Origin of the sequence: Streptomyces curacoi (genome assembly GCF_001513975.1) — a bacterium.
GTDB classification, from domain to species: Bacteria; Actinomycetota; Actinomycetes; order Streptomycetales; family Streptomycetaceae; genus Streptomyces; species Streptomyces curacoi.
The window spans coordinates 64,603-80,755 of the sequence record NZ_KQ947986.1; the positions used below are offsets into that span (position 1 = coordinate 64,603).

The window sequence follows — 16,153 nt, forward strand, 5'->3', positions numbered from 1 at the left end:
GCCGTCCCCTCTTCCCCGTACCCAGAGCCCGCCCCCCCATATATCCGGCATGCCGCAGCAAAGAAGGTGCGCCTGTGCCCGAGTTTTCACCATGGCACGACAATTCCCCCACATACAGTCCCCCCAATAATGGGCCCGCTCCTTCGCAGCGCATATCCGAGGACCCCGAGTTCCACTCGCTGCGCCGCGCCCAGCGCAGGTTCGGGATCCGCGCGACGCTTCTGTCGGTGGGCGGATACCTGCTGTACGTCCTGCTGTCGCATTCAGTCCCCGGTCTGATGAACCAGCGCCTGCTGGGCCATCTCACGCTCGGCCTCACCCTGGGCCTCGGGCAGTTCGTGGTGATGGGCGTGACCGCCTGGTGCTACGTCCGGCACATGCGCGCCCGGGTCGACCCGCTCGCCCGTGGTCTGGGCTCGCGACTGCACCAGCACGAAGCGGCCTCGCTCCGCGCGAGCGCACCTCCCGCCGAGGCGGGGCAGTCCGTCCGGCCCGGCGCCAAGGAGTACCGCACGTGGTGACCCTGTCCGAAGGCATCGTCGACCGGTTCAGCCTGCAGCTGACGCTCGTGCTGTTCCTGTCGGTGGTCGTTGTCACGCTGTTCATGGCGCTGCTGACGGCCCCTCAGCGCGACGAGATCAGCGAGTTCTACCTCGGCAACCGCACCATGTCCCCGCTGCGCAACGGCCTCGCCATGTGCGGCGACTACCTGTCGGCCGCCACCCTGCTGGGCAGCACCGGGCTGGTCGCCCTCACCGGGTACGACGGACTGCTGTACCTCGGCGGCACGGTCGTCGCCTGGATGATGGTGCTGCTGCTGATCGCCGAACCGCTGCGCCGCGCGGGCAGATTCACCCTCGGCGACACGCTCGCCCTGCGCCTGACCCGGCTGCAACGACCGGCGCGGCTCGCCCTGGCCGTGTGCACCCTGGCCATCGCCACCCTCTATCTGGTGGCCCAACTCGTCGGCAGCATGGCCCTGTTGACCCAGTTCACGGGCGAGCCCAGCGCCAGCACACGCACCCTGTGCGTGATCGTGATCGGCACCGTCGTCATCGTGTACGCCGCGATCGGCGGCATGCCCGGCGCCACGGTCATCCAGATCATCAAGGCCGTGATGCTGGTGGCCGGCGTGACGGTCACCGCGGTCATGGTGCTCCACCGCTACGACTGGAACCCGGGCGCGCTGCTGACCGCCGCCGCGGACCACAGCGGAACCGGCACCCGGTTCCTCGAACCCGGGCTGCGCTACGGCGCCAGCACGACCAGCAAGGTCGACTTCTTCAGTCTGCAACTGGCCATCGTCCTGGGCCTCGCCGCACTCCCCCATGTGCTGATGCGGCTGCTCGCCCCGCGCAAGATCGACGTGCTGCGCTCCTCCGTGGTGTGGGCGGTGGGCCTGGTCGGCCTGGTCTGCCTGGGGGCCGGCATCCTCGGCCTCGGCGCCACCGCCGTCGTCGGCCGGGGCACCATCGCGAGCACGGACCCCAAGGGCGACGCCGCCGTCCTGCTCCTCGCCAACGCCCTGGGGGGCGGCATCCTCACGGCCCTGCTGTCCTGCCTCGCCTTCGTCACCCTGCTCGCCGTCGCGGCCGGCCTGACTCTCGCCGCGGCCTCGTCGCTCGCCCACGACCTGTACGGCGAGGTGATCCGCAAGGGCCGCGCGAGCGAGACCGAGGAGCTGACCGTCGCCCGGCTGTCCGCGGCGGTCATCGGCGTCCTCGCCATGATGCTGGCCCTCGTCTCCTGGGGCGCCAACACCGCGACCCTGGCGTTCCTCGCCTTCGCCATCGCCGCGTCCGCGATCCTGCCGACGATCGTGTACACCCTCTTCTGGCGCCGCTTCACGGGCGAGGGGGCCCTGCTCAGCCTCTGGGGCGGCCTGGTCTGCTCGGTGCTGCTGGTCCTGTTCTCCCCCGTGGTCTCCGGCGCCCCCGGCTCGTTCTACCCGGACGCCGACTTCGCCTGGTTCCCGCTGCAGAATCCCGGCATCGTCTCCATCCCGGCGGGCTTCTTCCTCGGCTGGCTCGGCACGGTGCTGAGCGAGCGTCAGGACGCGCGGGAGGACGCGGCCTACGAGGAGTTCGAGGTGCGGATGCTGGTGGGCGCCAAGGAGTGAGACCCGCCGTGACGCACCGCACACCCACCCCCCGCGCGGCGTGATCGACGCACCCCGCATGCTTCTGTCATGCCTACTCGTACGTTCCTGATCGGCGCCGCCCGCGAGCGCCCCTGCACCCTCGTCGTCTGCCGGGGCTGCTGCTGCGGCAATCCCCGCAAGCACCCCCGCACCGACCACGCCGGGCAGGTGGAACGGCTGCGCGCCGCCGGGGCCGAGCACGGCTTCCAGGTCCGTACGACCGACTGCCTGGGCCCCTGCGACCAGGCCAACGTGGTCGTCGTCCAGCCGTCGGCCGCGGGGCGCCGATCCGGCGGGCGGGCCAGGTGGGTGGGTTTCGCGATGGACGACGACTGCACGGAGGAGCTCGTGCGGTGGGCCGCCGCGGGCGGGCCGGGCCTCGCCGAGCCGCCCGCCACGCTGGAGTTGCAGTTCATCCGGCCGCCGCGGGACGCGCGCGTACGCTCGCGTCGCTGATGCGCGGCCGGGCGGCCGAACGAATTGTTAATGGGATCCATTTTCATGTAGCGTCCTCGGTGTTCACCCACCGAGGAGGTCCGTCATGGCTGTCCCCAAGCGGAAGATGTCCCGCAGCAACACCCGCCACCGTCGCGCCCAGTGGAAGGCGAGCACGCCGCAGCTGGTGCCGGTCACCATCGACGGCGTCAGCCATCTCGTGCCGCAGCACCTGGTCAAGGCGTACGAGCGCGGGCTGCTGCGCCCCGAGGGCTGAGCGGGGATGCCGTACGAGAGCCGTCTGCCCGTCACCGTCCTGTCCGGCTTCCTCGGGGCGGGCAAGACGACCCTGCTCAACCACGTTCTCGCCAACCGCGAGGGCCTGCGCGTGGCGGTCATCGTCAACGACATGAGCGAGGTCAACATCGACGCCGCGCTGGTGCGGGGCGGCGAGGCCGCGCTGTCGCGGACCGAGGAGCGCCTGGTCGAGATGACCAACGGCTGCATCTGCTGCACCCTGCGCGACGACCTCCTGGAGGAGGTCGACAGGCTGGCCCGCGAGGGCCGCTTCGACCACCTCCTCATCGAGTCGTCCGGCATCTCCGAACCGATGCCCGTGGCCGCCACCTTCGCCTTCGCCCGCGACGACGGCGCCACCCTCGGCGACCTGGCCCTCCTGGACACCATGGTCACGGTCGTCGACGCCGCCAACTTCCTGGCCGAGCTGGACAGCGGCGACGAGCTCGCCGAGCGCGGCCTCGACCAGTACGAGGACGACGAGCGCACCGTCAGCGATCTCCTCGTCGACCAGGTCGAGTTCGCCGATGTCCTCGTGCTCAACAAGCTGGACCTGGTGGACGACGCGACGGCGGACCGGCTGCGGGCGGCGCTGGGCCGGCTCAACCCCGCCGCGCGGATCGTCGACGCCGTACGGGGACGAGTGGCGCTCCAAGAGGTGCTCGGCACCCGGCTGTTCGACCTGGAGCGTGCCCAGCAGGCCCCGGGCTGGGTGCGGGAACTCAACGGCGACCACGTCCCGGAGACCGAGGAGTACGGGATCTCGTCCACGGTGTTCCGCTCCGAAGCGCCTTTCCACCCCGGCCGCTTGTGGACGTTCGTCACCGAGCGGCTCGACAGCGGCGCGTACGGGAAGGTGCTGCGCTCCAAGGGCTTCTTCACCCTCGCCAGCCGCCCCCAGGTGACGGGGCTGTGGTCACAGGCGGGTTCCGTCGCCCGCTTCGAACCCAGCGCCGCGCGGGACACGGACGCCCCGTACGCGCAGGAGCTGGTCTTCATCGGCACCGGGCTGCGGGCGGAGGCGCTCCGGGCCGCCCTGACCGACTGCCTGACGGCGGACGGCGAGGATCTGCCGGCCGACGACCCGTTCCCGGCCTGGGACACCTACGGCATCGACGACGCCTGCGACCACGAGCACGCCGCCGAGCTCCACGTGTCCGCTCACTGACTCCCCCGGCACCCGCCCGCCTGTTCTGGTGAGGGGCCGGTCCTGCTCGCAGCGCGCGAGAAGGGAGCCGCGGGTGACCGAGCGGACGATCGACAGGGCGGCCGCGGACACCTTGCGGCAGGCCAGGGACGCCGCCGCCCATGAGGCGTGGGCCGAGGCGTACCGGCTGCTGGGCGGCTTGGACGCCGGCCGCCTCAGGCCCGACGATTTCGCCGCGTTCGCCGACGCCGCCTGGTGGACGAGCCGGATCGACGAGTCGATCGTCCAGCGGATGCAGGCCTACTCCGGATATGTGGCGGAGGGGGCGGCCCGGCAGGCGGGGCTGATGGCCTGGCTGCTCTTCTACGAGCACCAGCTCGCGGGACGCACGGCCGTGGCCGCCGGCTGGCTGCGCCGGGCACGGCGGCATCTGCGGGGCGAGCCGGAGTGCGTCGAGCAGTGCTATGTGGCCTGGGTCGATGCCGAGGACGCTCAGCAGCGGGGTGCGTTCGACGAGGCGATGGCCGCGGCCCGGCACATGGCGGGGATCGCGCGGCGCTGCGGCAGCCCGGATCTGCTGGCCATGAGCGTGCAGGCGCAGGCGGGCGTCCTGGTGGCCCAGGGGCGCCTGCGTGACGGGCTCGATCTGCTGGACGACGCCATGTGCTCGGCCATGGCTGGTGAGCTCAGCTCCTTCTTCACCGGCTGGACCTACTGCCTGGGCCTCCAGCAGGCCAAGGCGTGCATCGACCTGGAACGCGCCGCCGAATGGACCGACGCGGCCATGCGCTGGTGCGCGGCCATGCCGGAGGAGAACAACTACCGGGGCCTGTGCCGGGTACACCAGGTCCAGGTGCTGGAGCTGCGCGGCAGCTGGTCCGAGGCGCTGGCCGAGGCCGGACGGACCTGCGAGGAACTGCTGCCGTACGAGCGGCGGAGCGCCGCCGAGGCGGTCTATCTCGTCGGCCAGATCCAGCGGCGGCGCGGAGAGCTCACCGCGGCCGAGGAGTCGTACGACCGGACGCACGAACTCGGCCGCGACCCGCAGCCCGGACTCGCCCTGCTGCGGCTGGCCCAGGGGAAGGCCGACGCCTCGGCCACGGCCCTGGCACTCGCCGTCGCGAGGCGGACGAGAGTCTCGGCGCCGTGTTCGTCGTCGGCCTCGGGCCGCCGGTGCCGTTCCTGCCCGAACGCTGGCACGGGCGACCGCTGTGCGGCATGGTCGCCTGCTGGACCGGTCCGGAGGACGAGGACGACAGGATCCGGGACCGGGTCGCCGCGCTCGGGCCAGTGCTCGGCAGGCACCTGGAGCGCATGCCGTATCCGGTGATCAACACCCTCTTCGACGACCTGGTTCCCGCCGGGCTCCACCACTACTGGAAGGGCTCCTTCACCCGGGGCCTGCCGGACGGCGCCATCGACGCGTTCGTCGAGTACGGGGCCGACACCCCGTCCATCCAGAGCGTGACGGTCGTCTTCCCCCTCGACGGCGCCTGCCACCGGGTCGGACCGGAGGAGACCGCATTCTCCTACCGCGACGCCGACTTCTCGATCGCGCTCAGCCCCACCCTGACCACACGTGAGGAGTGCGAGGCCCAGAAGGACTGGGTGCGCGCCTACCACCGGACGCTCGAACGGCACTCCATGGGCGGTGGGTACGTGAACTTCATGGACAGTGACGACCAGGACCGCGTACAGGCCAACTACCGTGACAACCGTGCCCGTCTGACTGCCCTGAAGCGGCGCTACGACCCGGGCAACCTGTTCCGCCTGAACCACAACATCGCACCGTGAGGAATCCTGCGGCGGCGTCGTTGTTGAACACCGCATGAGCTCCGTGATCGCGGCGACCCGCTTCTCCGTCCTCGACCGCTCCCGCACCCGCGAAGGGCATACCAACGCCGAGGCACTGCGCGACACCGTGGCGCTGGCGCGCGAGCTGGAGGACCTGGGCTATCACCGCATCTGGGTCTCGGAGCACCACGGTGTGCCCGGCGTCGCGGGTTCCGCGCCGACCGTTCTGGCCGCAGCCGTGGCGTCCGCGACCCGCACGATCCGGGTGGGGACCGGCGGGGTGATGCTGCCGAACCACCAGCCGCTGGTCGTGGCCGAGCAGTTCGGGGTGCTGGAGTCCCTCTTCCCGGGGCGGATCGACATGGGGCTCGGCCGCTCGGTCGGCTTCACCGACGGGGTGCGCAAGGCGCTCGGGCGGGACAAGGGGGACGCGGAGGACTTCGCGGCCCAGATCCGAGAGCTGCTCGGCTGGTTCCGCGGCACCTCCCCGACGGGGGTGCACGCACGGCCCGCCGAGGGACTGGCCGTGCCGCCGTTCGTGCTGGCCATGGGGGAGGGCGCGGACATCGCCGCCCGCGCGGGCCTGCCGATGGTCATCGGCGACCTCAGGAACCGGGCGAAGATGCAGCGCGGCATCGATCACTACCGCGACCGCTTCCGGCCCTCCCCCTGGGCGAGCGAGCCGTACGTCGTGATCTCCGGCACGGTCGCCGTGGCCGCCACGCCCGAGGAGGCCCGGCGGCTGCTGATCCCGGAGGCCTGGTCCATGGCGTACTCCCGGACACACGGCACCTTCCCGCCGCTGGCGTCCGCCGAGCGCGTCGAGGCGCTCACGATGACCGGCAAGGAGCGCGGCTTTTACGAGTCCGGGCTCGCCGGGCACATCGCCGGCACCGAGGAGCAGGTCGCGTACGAGCTGGAGACGGTGCTGAAGGAGACGGGGGCGCAGGAGGTGCTGGTCACGACCAGTACGTACGACCGTGCGGCGCTGCTGGACTCCTACCGGCGGCTCGCCCGGATCACCGGCTCGGCGTGATCCGGGCGAGCCTGGGGCGTCGGTTCAGTCCGCGTCGCGCGGGTCGAACGACTCGGTGTCGATCGTCAGCGGCTTCGGGAACGCGCCGGCCACCGACTCCCAGCCCGTCAGCTTGAAGCCGGTGCCCTCCCGGTCGCCGTCCGCCGGGGTGGCCTCGCCGTCGTGGGTGACCAGCAGGCCCTCGGGGAAGGACCGGCCCAGCGGGACGTTGACCACGGTGGAGCCGTCGGAGTGCTGCACACCGTCGGTCGCGGGGCCGTCGGTGACGGCGAAGGAGCCGAGATAGCGGTTGGCGCCCTGGCGCTCGTACACCGCGAAGGTGTTGTCGCCCTGGCTGGAGGCGAGCAGATAACCGGTGCCGTCGGCGGCGTGGTAGATCGTGGCGCCCTCGGCGTCGGCGCTCAGGTGCTCGCCGCCGAAGCCCGGGTCACCGGCGGTGTCGATGACGCACTCCTCTTCCTCGGCGTCGTACGTCCACGGGGTGCCGTACTCGCGCACCCGGTCGATCAGCTCCGGCCGCTCGAACTCCTCGTCGTCGAGGCCGACCCGCCACAGCCCGACGTCCTCCTGCGCCGCGTACAGGACGTGCTCCTCCTGGTCGACGACCATGCCCTCGACCTGGGGGCGGTCGCCGGGGTCGGCGCACGGTGTCCAGTCGGTCCCGTCCGGCAGGGTGAAGGAGGCGGGCAGGTCGAGGGTGTCCTCGGTCCGGTAGCCGATGCGCCCGCCCCGGTCCTCCAGCCGCAGCAGTCGTACGCGGGTCTCCGAGCGGCGCGACACCACCACATACGCCTCGTCGTCGTCGCTGAACGCGGCCAGACCGTAGGCGGTGCGCTGGTCGTCCACCTCGGCCTCGCTCGCGGAGAAGACCGGCGCGGCATCGGCCGCCGTCACGTCCTTCAGCGGGGGACGGCCCGCCGCCACGGCGGCCGGGTCGATCGCGTAGGCCCGGACCCGGTCCCGGCCGCGGTCGCTGACCAGGGCCAGGTCGGTCTTCCTGCCGCCCAGGGAGAAGCCGTAGACGACGTCGACGTTGTTGAAGCGGCCCGGCGCGGTGTCCTCGCCCGGCGCCGTGGGCGCGGCTATGTGCTGCAGGCGCCTGCCGTCGAGGCCGTAGACGTCGAGGCCGGCCTCCTTCAGGGTGCCGATCACGAGGCTGCGCCCCGGGCGGTCGGGGTCGACCCAGACGGCCGGGTCGTCGGCGTCGGCATGGCCGCCCGCCTCGTCGTCGTGGACGGCGGGCGTCTCCACGCGCGCGGCGACGGAGACCGGCTGGGGGGCGGGGGCGCCCGTGACCATCAGCAGCGCGGCGGTCAACGTGCTCAGAGCAGAAGCGCTCACGATACTCCTCGGTGAGAAGAGGGACTGCCGAGACGTTATGGGCAGTCGGTGTGGGTGATCCGACGGCCTCATGAACGCCAGGTGGCCCGCCGCAGGGCGCCCGTCCCGTTCGCATAGAATCGCGGGGTTTGCCCGCGCCCCTCGATCCCCGACCCGCGCCGATCCGCACCGCCCCGGAGCCTTCACCCCATGTCTTCCCCGCACGACCCGTACATCCGCGTCCGCGGCGCCCGTGAACACAACCTCAAGGGCGTGGACGTCGACATCCCACGGGATGTGCTGACCGTGTTCACCGGCGTGTCCGGCTCCGGGAAGTCGTCGCTGGCCTTCGGCACGATCTACGCCGAGGCCCAGCGCCGCTACTTCGAGTCGGTCGCGCCGTACGCCCGCAGGCTGATCCACCAGGTCGGCGCGCCCAAGGTCGGCGAGATCACCGGGCTCCCGCCCGCCGTCTCCCTCCAGCAGCGCCGCTCGGCACCGACGTCCCGCTCCTCCGTCGGCACGGTCACCAACCTCTCCAACTCCCTGCGGATGCTGTTCTCCCGCGCCGGCCACTACCCTCCCGGCGCCGAACGGCTCGACTCGGACGCCTTCTCGCCCAACACGGCGGCCGGGGCGTGCCCGGAGTGCCATGGGCTCGGACAAGTGCACCGTACGACGGAGGAGTTGCTGGTCCCCGACCCGGCGCTGTCGATCCGCGAGGGGGCGATCGCCGCGTGGCCGGGCGCCTGGCAGGGCAAGAACCTGCGCGACATCCTCGACGCGCTGGGCCACGACGTCGACCGGCCCTGGCGCGACCTGCCCGCCGAGCAGCGGCAGTGGATCCTGTTCACCGACGAGCAGCCGGTCGTCACCGTCCACCCGGTACGCGGCGCCGACCGCATCCAACGGCCCTACCAGGGGACGTACATGAGCGCCCGGCGCTACGTCATGAAGACGTTCTCCGACTCCAAGAGCCCGACGCTCAGGGCCAGGGCGGAGCGGTTCCTCACCTCCGCGCCCTGCTCGGCGTGCGGCGGCAGCAGGCTGCGGCCCGAGGCACTGGCGGTGACCTTCGCCGGCCGCACGATCGCCGAACTGGCCGCACTGCCGCTCACGCAGCTCGCGGGCACCCTGGACGGCACTGCGCAGCCGGCTCGCGTCCTCACCGAGGACCTCAAGTCCCGTATCGCGCCCGTCGTCGAGCTCGGCCTCGGCTATCTCAGTCTCGACCGCGCGACCCCCACCCTCTCGGCGGGCGAACTGCAGCGTCTGCGGCTCGCGACCCAGCTCAGGTCCGGGCTGTTCGGTGTCGTGTACGTCCTCGACGAGCCGTCCGCGGGGCTGCACCCGGCGGACACGGAGGCGCTGCTGAGGGTGTTGGAGCGACTGAAGGCCGCCGGGAACACGGTGTTCGTCGTCGAGCACCACCTCGATGTCGTACGCGCCGCCGAGTGGCTGGTCGACGTGGGCCCGCGTGCGGGTGAGCACGGCGGGCAGGTGCTGCACAGCGGGCCGGTGGCGCAGCTGGCGGCGGTCGCGGAGTCGGCGACAGCGCGGTACCTGTTCGACGGCTCCCCAACCGCGGTACGCCAAGTGCGCACACCGAAGGCCCGGTTGAAGGTCGGACCGGTCACCCGGCACAACCTGCGCGGGGTGACGGCCGAGTTCCCGCTCGGGGTGTTCACGGCCGTCACCGGTGTCTCGGGCTCGGGCAAGTCCACGCTCATCGGCGAGATCACCGAGGACCTGGCGGGTGTGGGCCGGCTGGTCTCGGTCGACCAGAGGCCGATCGGCCGCACCCCGCGCTCCAATCTCGCCACCTACACCGGGCTCTTCGACGTCGTACGGAAGGTGTTCGCGGGGACGGACGAGGCACGGGCGCGTGGCTACGGGGTCGGGCGCTTCTCCTTCAATGTGGCGGGAGGGCGCTGCGAGACCTGTCAGGGCGAGGGGTTCGTCGGCGTGGAGCTGCTGTTCCTGCCGAGCACCTACGCCCCGTGCCCGGACTGCGGCGGGGCGCGCTACAACCCCGAGACGCTGGGCGTGACCTACCGGGGGCGGAACATCGCGCAGGTACTGGACCTCACGGTCGAGGCGGCCGCGGACTTCTTCGCGGACACCCCGGCCGCGGCCCGCAGCCTGGGCACCCTGCTCGACGTCGGCCTCGGCTATCTGCGGCTCGGCCAGCCCGCCACCGAGCTGTCCGGCGGTGAGGCCCAGCGCATCAAGCTGGCCGGTGAGCTGCAGCGGGTCCGTCGCGGCCACACCCTCTACCTCCTCGACGAGCCCACGACCGGACTCCACCCGGCCGACGTGGAGGTGTTGATGCGCCAGTTGCACGGGCTCGTCGACGCCGGGAACACGGTCGTCGTGGTCGAGCACGACATGTCCGTCGTCGCGGGGGCGGACTGGGTGATCGACCTGGGTCCGGGCGGCGGTGACGCGGGCGGGCGGGTCGTCGCGACGGGTACGCCGGCGGAGGTGGCACGGGTGGAGGGGAGCGCCACGGCGCCGTATCTGGCCCGTGTGATGCCCTGAAACCCTTGGTGGGCGCGGCACTTGTGCCTCGCCTCGTAGAATCACACTGTGCGTTGATCCTCGGTGCGGCGGCATGTGCCGTCGCGGACGGTGTGGGCGCCCGGACGTTCCGTGGCCGCCCCGGTAGGCATATTCGTCACCCTTTCCCACCGGAGATCACGCATGCCCGCGCAGCAGCCCCTCGCCTACGACGCGTTCGTCGAACTCGCCACGGCCGACCCGGCCGTGGTCGGCCTCGTCCTCAAGGGCTCCCGGGCCCACGACGGCACGGCCACCGAGCACTCCGACCACGACCTGTACGTCGTCCTCGCGGACGGCGCGGCGACGGACCTCCGTCGCTTCGCCGGCCACCGCACACCACAGCTGGATCTGATGATCGTCTCCCTCGGCGAGTTCCGGGCCGCCGGAATGCCGGGACACGAGCGCTACGCCCTCGCGCGGGCGCGGATCGTGCTCGACCGGCTGGACAGCGAGATCGCCGAGATCCTCGCCGCCAAGGCGCGACTCGGCGCCGACGAGGCGTTCCGGGCGGCCGGCGGTTGGCTCGACGCGTACGCCAACTCCCTCTACCGCTCCGTCAAGAACGACCGGGACGGCGAGCCGCTCGCCGCCCGGCTCGACGCCACCGACAGCGTGGGGCACCTCCTGGAGCTGCTGTTCGCCCTGGACCGGCGGCCTCGCCCGTACAACAAGTACCTACGCTGGGAACTTGCCCGCCATCCGCTGCCCGGGTGGGACGGCGACGCCCTGCTGCGGGACGTGGACCGCATCTGCGCGAGCGGCGATGTGGCGGTCCAGCGACGGCTGTTCGCCCGCGTGGAGGCCTCGGCCCGCCGGGCGGGCCACGGGGCGGTACTGGATGCCTGGGGTGAGGATCTCCGGCTGATGCGCCCCCGGTAGTGCGGACCGTTCGGCGGCCCGGGCCAGGCAGCGGCGGTCGGCATGACGGCCCGGCGCGATCGCTTCCCCGACCTGTACCTCGGCCACCAGCCCCCGCGCCGTCGCCACCCGCCACACCGAGGTGAGCAGCGAGTCCTCGCCGACGAAGGCCGCCGCCGTGCTGGGCCCGCCCCCGGCCACCCGGCGGTACCGCAGGTGCACCGGCTGCACGGCGACGCCCGCGTCCAGGGCGGCCTGGAAGGCGGCCCGGCGGAAGCGGCCCTGGGCGCGGCCGCACCAGGTGCTGCCCTCGGGGAAGACGGTGACCGCTTCGCCGGCCCGCAGCGCCTCGGCGATCCGGGCCACCGTCTCGGGCAGTGCGCGGATCCGGTCCCGGTCGATGAACAGGGCGCCGCTGCGGGCGGTCAGCCACCCGGCCACGGGCCACTGCCGGATCTCCGACTTGGCGAGCATCCGGGCCGGGCGTACGGCGGCGAGGAGCGGGATGTCCAGCCAGGAGACGTGGTTGGCGACGAGCAGCAGCCCGCCGTCGGGCACGGCGCCGCCGTCGATGCGTACCCGGACTCCAGAGGCGCGTACCACCCAGCGGCACCAGCGTCCGACCAGTCCCCCGGGGATCCGGGCGGCGAGCGGGCCGGCCAGGAACCCCAGGACCAGCAGGGACAGCACGGCCACGATCCGCAGAACGGCAAGCGGTACGGCCCTGGCCGTGCCCGCCGTGTCCACGCACGCCTGTGGGGTGCAGGGGGCGCTGGGCCGCCAGAGGTTCGCCGCCTCGCCGGGGTGGGCGCCGGTGGTGCCGAGGGCGGGGGTGGTGCGTATGGCCGCCGCCAGGTCGTTCACGCCGGTACCAGGGAGAGGAAGTGCCGCAGATAGCGCGGGTTGACCCGGCGCATCGACAGCAGCACATACAGGTCGGCGACCCCGAACTCAGGGTCGTGCGCCGCCTCGCCGCACACCCAGGCGCCGAGGCGGAGGTAACCGCGCAGGAGGGCCGGGAGTTCGGTGCGGCCGGCGGGGGGCTCACCCGGCGTCCAGGGCCGCAGCGGCCGTACCCGGTACTCCTCCGGGGCCAGGTGCCTGTCCTGCACCCGGTCCCAGGTCGCTGCCGCGAGCGTGCCGCCGTCGGCCAGCGGGATCGAGCAGCAGCCGGCCAGCCACTCGTGGCCGCGGTCGACCATGTAACGGGCGATGCCGGCCCAGATGAGGCCGATGACCGCGCCGTCCCGGTGGTCGGGGTGGACGCAGGAGCGGCCGACCTCGACCAGGTTCGGGCGCAGCGCGTCGATGCGGGAGAGATCGAACTCGCCCTCCGAGTACAGCCGGCCCGCGACCGCGGCCCGCTCCGGCGGGAGCAGCCGGTAGGTGCCGACGACCTGCCCGGAGACCTCCTCGCGGACGAGCAGGTGGTCGCAGTACGCGTCGAAGGCGTCGATGTCGTGGCCCGGCTGCGGGGTGGCCAGCAGGGCACCCATCTCGCCGGCGAAGACGTCGTGCCGCAGCCGCTGGGCGGCGCGCACGTCCTCCTCGTCGCGGGCGAGGCCGACGGTGTAGCGGGTGGGTGCCGTGGGCTGCGGGGGACGTTCGACGGTCAGTACGCCGGTCATGGCTACTCCTGGTCACGGGCCGGGGACGGCTGGCGGAGGACGATGGGGAGCGGTGGGATGTGCCGACCCTGTTCTTCCGATGCCGGTTGGCGTGTGCGTGACCTGTGCCAGGAGAGCGGATGTGCGAATGTTGAACTCGGCGGGCGCCGAAAGGCGAGACGGGGCCGGGGAGCACCACTCCCGGCCCCGCCCGTCCGCACCTGTCGGCGAACGTCTTTCCTTTTCGAGCGCTCTGTGGCGCTACCGCTTGGCCTTGCGAGCAGCTCGCAGCCACTCCTTGTTCATGCCGGTGATGGACATGAGCGGGATGCCCTTGGGGCAGGCGGTGGCGCACTCACCGGTGAGCGTGCACCCTCCGAAGCCCTCCTCGTCCATCTGCGCCACCATGTCCAGCACCCGCGTCTCCCGCTCGGGAGCCCCCTGCGGCAGCACGTTCAAGTGATTGATCTTGGCGGAGGTGAACAGCATCGCCGCCCCGTTGGGACACGCGGCCACGCACGCCCCGCAGCCGATGCACTCGGCGTGCTCGAAGGCGAAGTCGGCGTCCGGCTTCGGCACCGGGGTGGCGTGGGCCTCGGGAGCCGAGCCCGTCGGCGCGGTGATGTACCCGCCCGCCTGGATGATCCGGTCGAAGGCCGACCGGTCCACCACCAGGTCCTTGATCACCGGGAAGGCGGACGCCCGCCACGGCTCGATGTCGATCGTGTCGCCGTCCTCGAAGGACCGCATGTGCAGCTGACAGGTGGTCGTCCGCTCGGGCCCGTGCGCATCGCCGTTGATCACGAGCGAGCAGGCGCCGCAGATGCCCTCACGGCAGTCGTGGTCGAAGGCGACCGGGTCCTCGCCCTTGAGGATGAGCTCCTCGTTGAGCGTGTCGAGCATCTCCAGGAAGGACATGTCGGAGGAGATCCCGTCCACCTCGTACGTGGACATGGCGCCTTCGGCGTCGGCGTTCTTCTGCCGCCAGACGCGCAGGGTGAGCCTCATGCGTAGCTCCGCTGGGTGGGGTGGACGTACTCGAAGACCAGGTCTTCCTTGTGCAGCACGGGAGCGGTGCCCGTACCGGTGAACTCCCAGGCCGCCGCGTAGGCGAACTCGTCGTCCTTGCGGGCCGCTTCACCGTCCGGCGTCTGCGACTCCTCGCGGAAGTGGCCGCCGCAGGACTCGCTGCGGTGCAGCGCGTCGAGGCACATCAGCTCGGCGAGCTCCAGGTAGTCGACGATGCGGTTGGCCTTCTCCAGCGACTGGTTGAACTCCTCACCGGTGCCGGGTACCTTGACGCGCCGCCAGAACTCCTCGCGGATCTGCGGGATGCGCTCCAGGGCCTTGCGCAGCCCGGAGTCGGTGCGGGCCATGCCGCAGAACTCCCACATCAGCTCGCCGAGTTCGCGGTGGAAGGAGTCCGGCGTACGGTCGCCGTCCACGGCCAGCAGCAGGTTGAGCCGGTCCTCGGTCTCGGCCAGCGCCTCCTGCACGGCCGGGTGATCGGCGGTGACCTTCTCGTGGTGCGGGTTGCGGGCGAGGTAGTCGTTGATGGTGGCCGGCAGCACGAAGTAGCCGTCGGCCAGGCCCTGCATCAGGGCACTGGCACCGAGCCGGTTGGCGCCGTGGTCGGAGAAGTTGGCCTCGCCGATCGCGAACAGGCCGGGGATGGTCGTCTGGAGGTCGTAGTCGACCCACAGCCCGCCCATCGTGTAGTGCACGGCCGGGTAGATCCGCATCGGCACCTCGTACGGATCCTCGTCGGTGATCCGCTGGTACATGTCGAAGAGGTTGCCGTACTTGGCCTCCACGGCCTTGCGGCCCATCCGCTCGATGGCGTCGGCGAAGTCCAGGTACACGCCCTGCCCGCCCGGGCCCACCCCCCTGCCCTCGTCGCAGACGTTCTTCGCGGCACGGGAGGCGATGTCGCGCGGGACCAGGTTGCCGAAGGACGGGTAGATGCGCTCCAGGTAGTAGTCGCGCTCCTCCTCGGGGATCTTGTTCGGGGGCCTGTCGTCGCCCTTGGCCTTCGGCACCCAGATCCGGCCGTCGTTGCGCAGCGACTCGCTCATCAGCGTCAGCTTGGACTGGTGGTCGCCGGTGCGCGGGATGCAGGTGGGGTGAATCTGGGTGAAGCAGGGGTTGGCGAACCAGGCGCCGCGCCGGTGGGCCCGCCAGATGGCGGTGGCGTTGGAGTTCATGGCGTTCGTCGACAGGTAGAAGACGTTGCCGTAGCCCCCGGAGGCCAGCACGACCGCGTCCGCGAAGTACGTGTCGATACGGCCGGTGATCAGGTCCCGGGCCACGATCCCGCGCGCCCGCCCGTCGACGACGATCAGGTCGAGCATCTCGGTGCGCGGGTGCATCTCGACGTTCCCCGCGGCGATCTGCCTGCTGAGGGCCTGGTAGGCACCGAGCAGCAGCTGCTGGCCCGTCTGGCCACGGGCGTAGAAGGTCCGCGAGACCTGGACGCCGCCGAAGGACCGGGTGTCGAGCAGGCCGCCGTACTCGCGCGCGAACGGCACGCCCTGCGCCACGCACTGGTCGATGATCTCCACCGAGATCTGCGCGAGCCGGTGGACGTTGGACTCGCGGGCCCGGAAGTCGCCGCCCTTGACGGTGTCGTAGAAGAGCCGGTGGATGGAGTCGCCGTCGTTGCGGTAGTTCTTCGCGGCGTTGATGCCGCCCTGTGCGGCGATGGAGTGGGCGCGGCGCGGGGAGTCCTGGTAGCAGAACTGGACGACGTGGTAGCCCTGTTCGGCGAGGGTGGCCCCGGCGGAGCCGCCCGCGAGGCCGGTGCCGACGACGATGACCGTGTGCTTGCGGCGGTTGGCGGGGTTGACCAGCTTGGCCTCGAAACGGCGCTTGTCCCAGCGCTCGTTGACCGGGCCGGTGGGGGCCTTGGTGTCGACGAGGGGTTCGCCGGTCGCGTAGTCGGTGTATTCAGTGGTCAT

General features: G+C 71.8%; 14 protein-coding genes and 1 pseudogene. 10 read left to right on the plus strand and 5 right to left on the minus strand.

Features of this window, described 5'->3' with window-relative positions:
• Positions 1-74: 74 nt before the first annotated feature.
• The 8 genes from AQI70_RS10050 (at position 75) to AQI70_RS10085 (ending at position 6,849) form a co-directional block, all read left to right on the plus strand.
• Positions 75-521 carry a DUF485 domain-containing protein gene (locus AQI70_RS10050; RefSeq protein ID WP_062146698.1) on the plus strand — a complete coding sequence of 149 codons (447 nt, stop codon included), beginning with the start codon at positions 75-77 and terminating at the stop codon, positions 519-521.
• A complete protein-coding gene (locus tag AQI70_RS10055; RefSeq protein ID WP_062146700.1) occupies positions 515-2,119 on the plus strand; it encodes a solute symporter family protein in 1,605 nt (534 codons plus the stop codon). Before AQI70_RS10050 ends, AQI70_RS10055 begins: the two co-directional genes overlap by 7 nt.
• A gap of 69 nt (positions 2,120-2,188) precedes the next feature.
• Complete coding sequence (locus AQI70_RS10060) at positions 2,189-2,596, plus strand: (2Fe-2S) ferredoxin domain-containing protein (protein WP_062146702.1); 408 nt, start codon at positions 2,189-2,191, stop codon at positions 2,594-2,596.
• 85 nt (positions 2,597-2,681) lie between these two features.
• Entirely contained in the window at positions 2,682-2,852 is a 171-nt protein-coding gene (gene rpmF, locus AQI70_RS10065; RefSeq protein ID WP_003996023.1) for a 50S ribosomal protein L32, read from the plus strand.
• Between the two features lie 6 nt (positions 2,853-2,858).
• Entirely contained in the window at positions 2,859-4,040 is a 1,182-nt protein-coding gene (locus tag AQI70_RS10070; protein WP_062146704.1) for a GTP-binding protein, read from the plus strand.
• 73 nt (positions 4,041-4,113) lie between these two features.
• Complete coding sequence (locus AQI70_RS10075; protein WP_244181560.1) at positions 4,114-5,349, plus strand: hypothetical protein; 1,236 nt, start codon at positions 4,114-4,116, stop codon at positions 5,347-5,349.
• The gene (locus tag AQI70_RS10080; RefSeq protein ID WP_244181562.1) at positions 5,334-5,813 is read left to right on the plus strand and encodes an FAD-binding oxidoreductase; all 480 of its coding nucleotides are present in this window, start codon (positions 5,334-5,336) and stop codon (positions 5,811-5,813) included. The genes AQI70_RS10075 and AQI70_RS10080 overlap by 16 nt, the downstream gene beginning before the upstream one ends.
• A gap of 34 nt (positions 5,814-5,847) precedes the next feature.
• Positions 5,848-6,849, plus strand: coding sequence for an LLM class flavin-dependent oxidoreductase (locus AQI70_RS10085; protein ID WP_062146706.1), 1,002 nt, complete (start codon positions 5,848-5,850; stop codon positions 6,847-6,849).
• Positions 6,850-6,873: 24 nt separating this feature from the next.
• Here the strand turns inward: AQI70_RS10085 and AQI70_RS10090 are convergent, their stop codons facing one another.
• Positions 6,874-8,190: a phytase gene (locus AQI70_RS10090; RefSeq protein ID WP_062146708.1), complete on the minus strand. Its 1,317-nt coding sequence runs from the start codon at positions 8,188-8,190 to the stop codon at positions 6,874-6,876.
• Between the two features lie 189 nt (positions 8,191-8,379).
• Here AQI70_RS10090 and AQI70_RS10095 point away from each other — a divergent pair, with 189 nt between their 5' ends.
• Positions 8,380-10,710, plus strand: coding sequence for an ATP-binding cassette domain-containing protein (locus tag AQI70_RS10095; RefSeq protein WP_062146711.1), 2,331 nt, complete (start codon positions 8,380-8,382; stop codon positions 10,708-10,710).
• Positions 10,711-10,872: 162 nt separating this feature from the next.
• On the plus strand, positions 10,873-11,610 hold the full coding sequence (locus tag AQI70_RS40760; protein ID WP_062146713.1) for a hypothetical protein: 738 nt from the start codon (positions 10,873-10,875) through the stop codon (positions 11,608-11,610).
• A gap of 255 nt (positions 11,611-11,865) precedes the next feature.
• Here the strand turns inward: AQI70_RS40760 and AQI70_RS40765 are convergent.
• From AQI70_RS40765 to AQI70_RS10120, 4 genes and pseudogenes are all read right to left on the minus strand, one after another.
• A pseudogene (locus AQI70_RS40765) lies at positions 11,866-12,453 on the minus strand (lysophospholipid acyltransferase family protein); the annotation flags it as partial.
• Positions 12,450-13,217: a GNAT family N-acetyltransferase gene (locus tag AQI70_RS10110; protein WP_062146715.1), complete on the minus strand. Its 768-nt coding sequence runs from the start codon at positions 13,215-13,217 to the stop codon at positions 12,450-12,452. The gene AQI70_RS10110 and the pseudogene AQI70_RS40765, both read right to left, overlap by 4 nt.
• 240 nt (positions 13,218-13,457) lie before the next feature.
• Positions 13,458-14,204 carry a succinate dehydrogenase/fumarate reductase iron-sulfur subunit gene (locus AQI70_RS10115; RefSeq protein ID WP_003996032.1) on the minus strand — a complete coding sequence of 249 codons (747 nt, stop codon included), beginning with the start codon at positions 14,202-14,204 and terminating at the stop codon, positions 13,458-13,460.
• Positions 14,201-16,153, minus strand: a complete 1,953-nt coding sequence (locus AQI70_RS10120; protein ID WP_062146717.1) for a fumarate reductase/succinate dehydrogenase flavoprotein subunit — start codon at positions 16,151-16,153, stop codon at positions 14,201-14,203. Before AQI70_RS10120 ends, AQI70_RS10115 begins: the two co-directional genes overlap by 4 nt.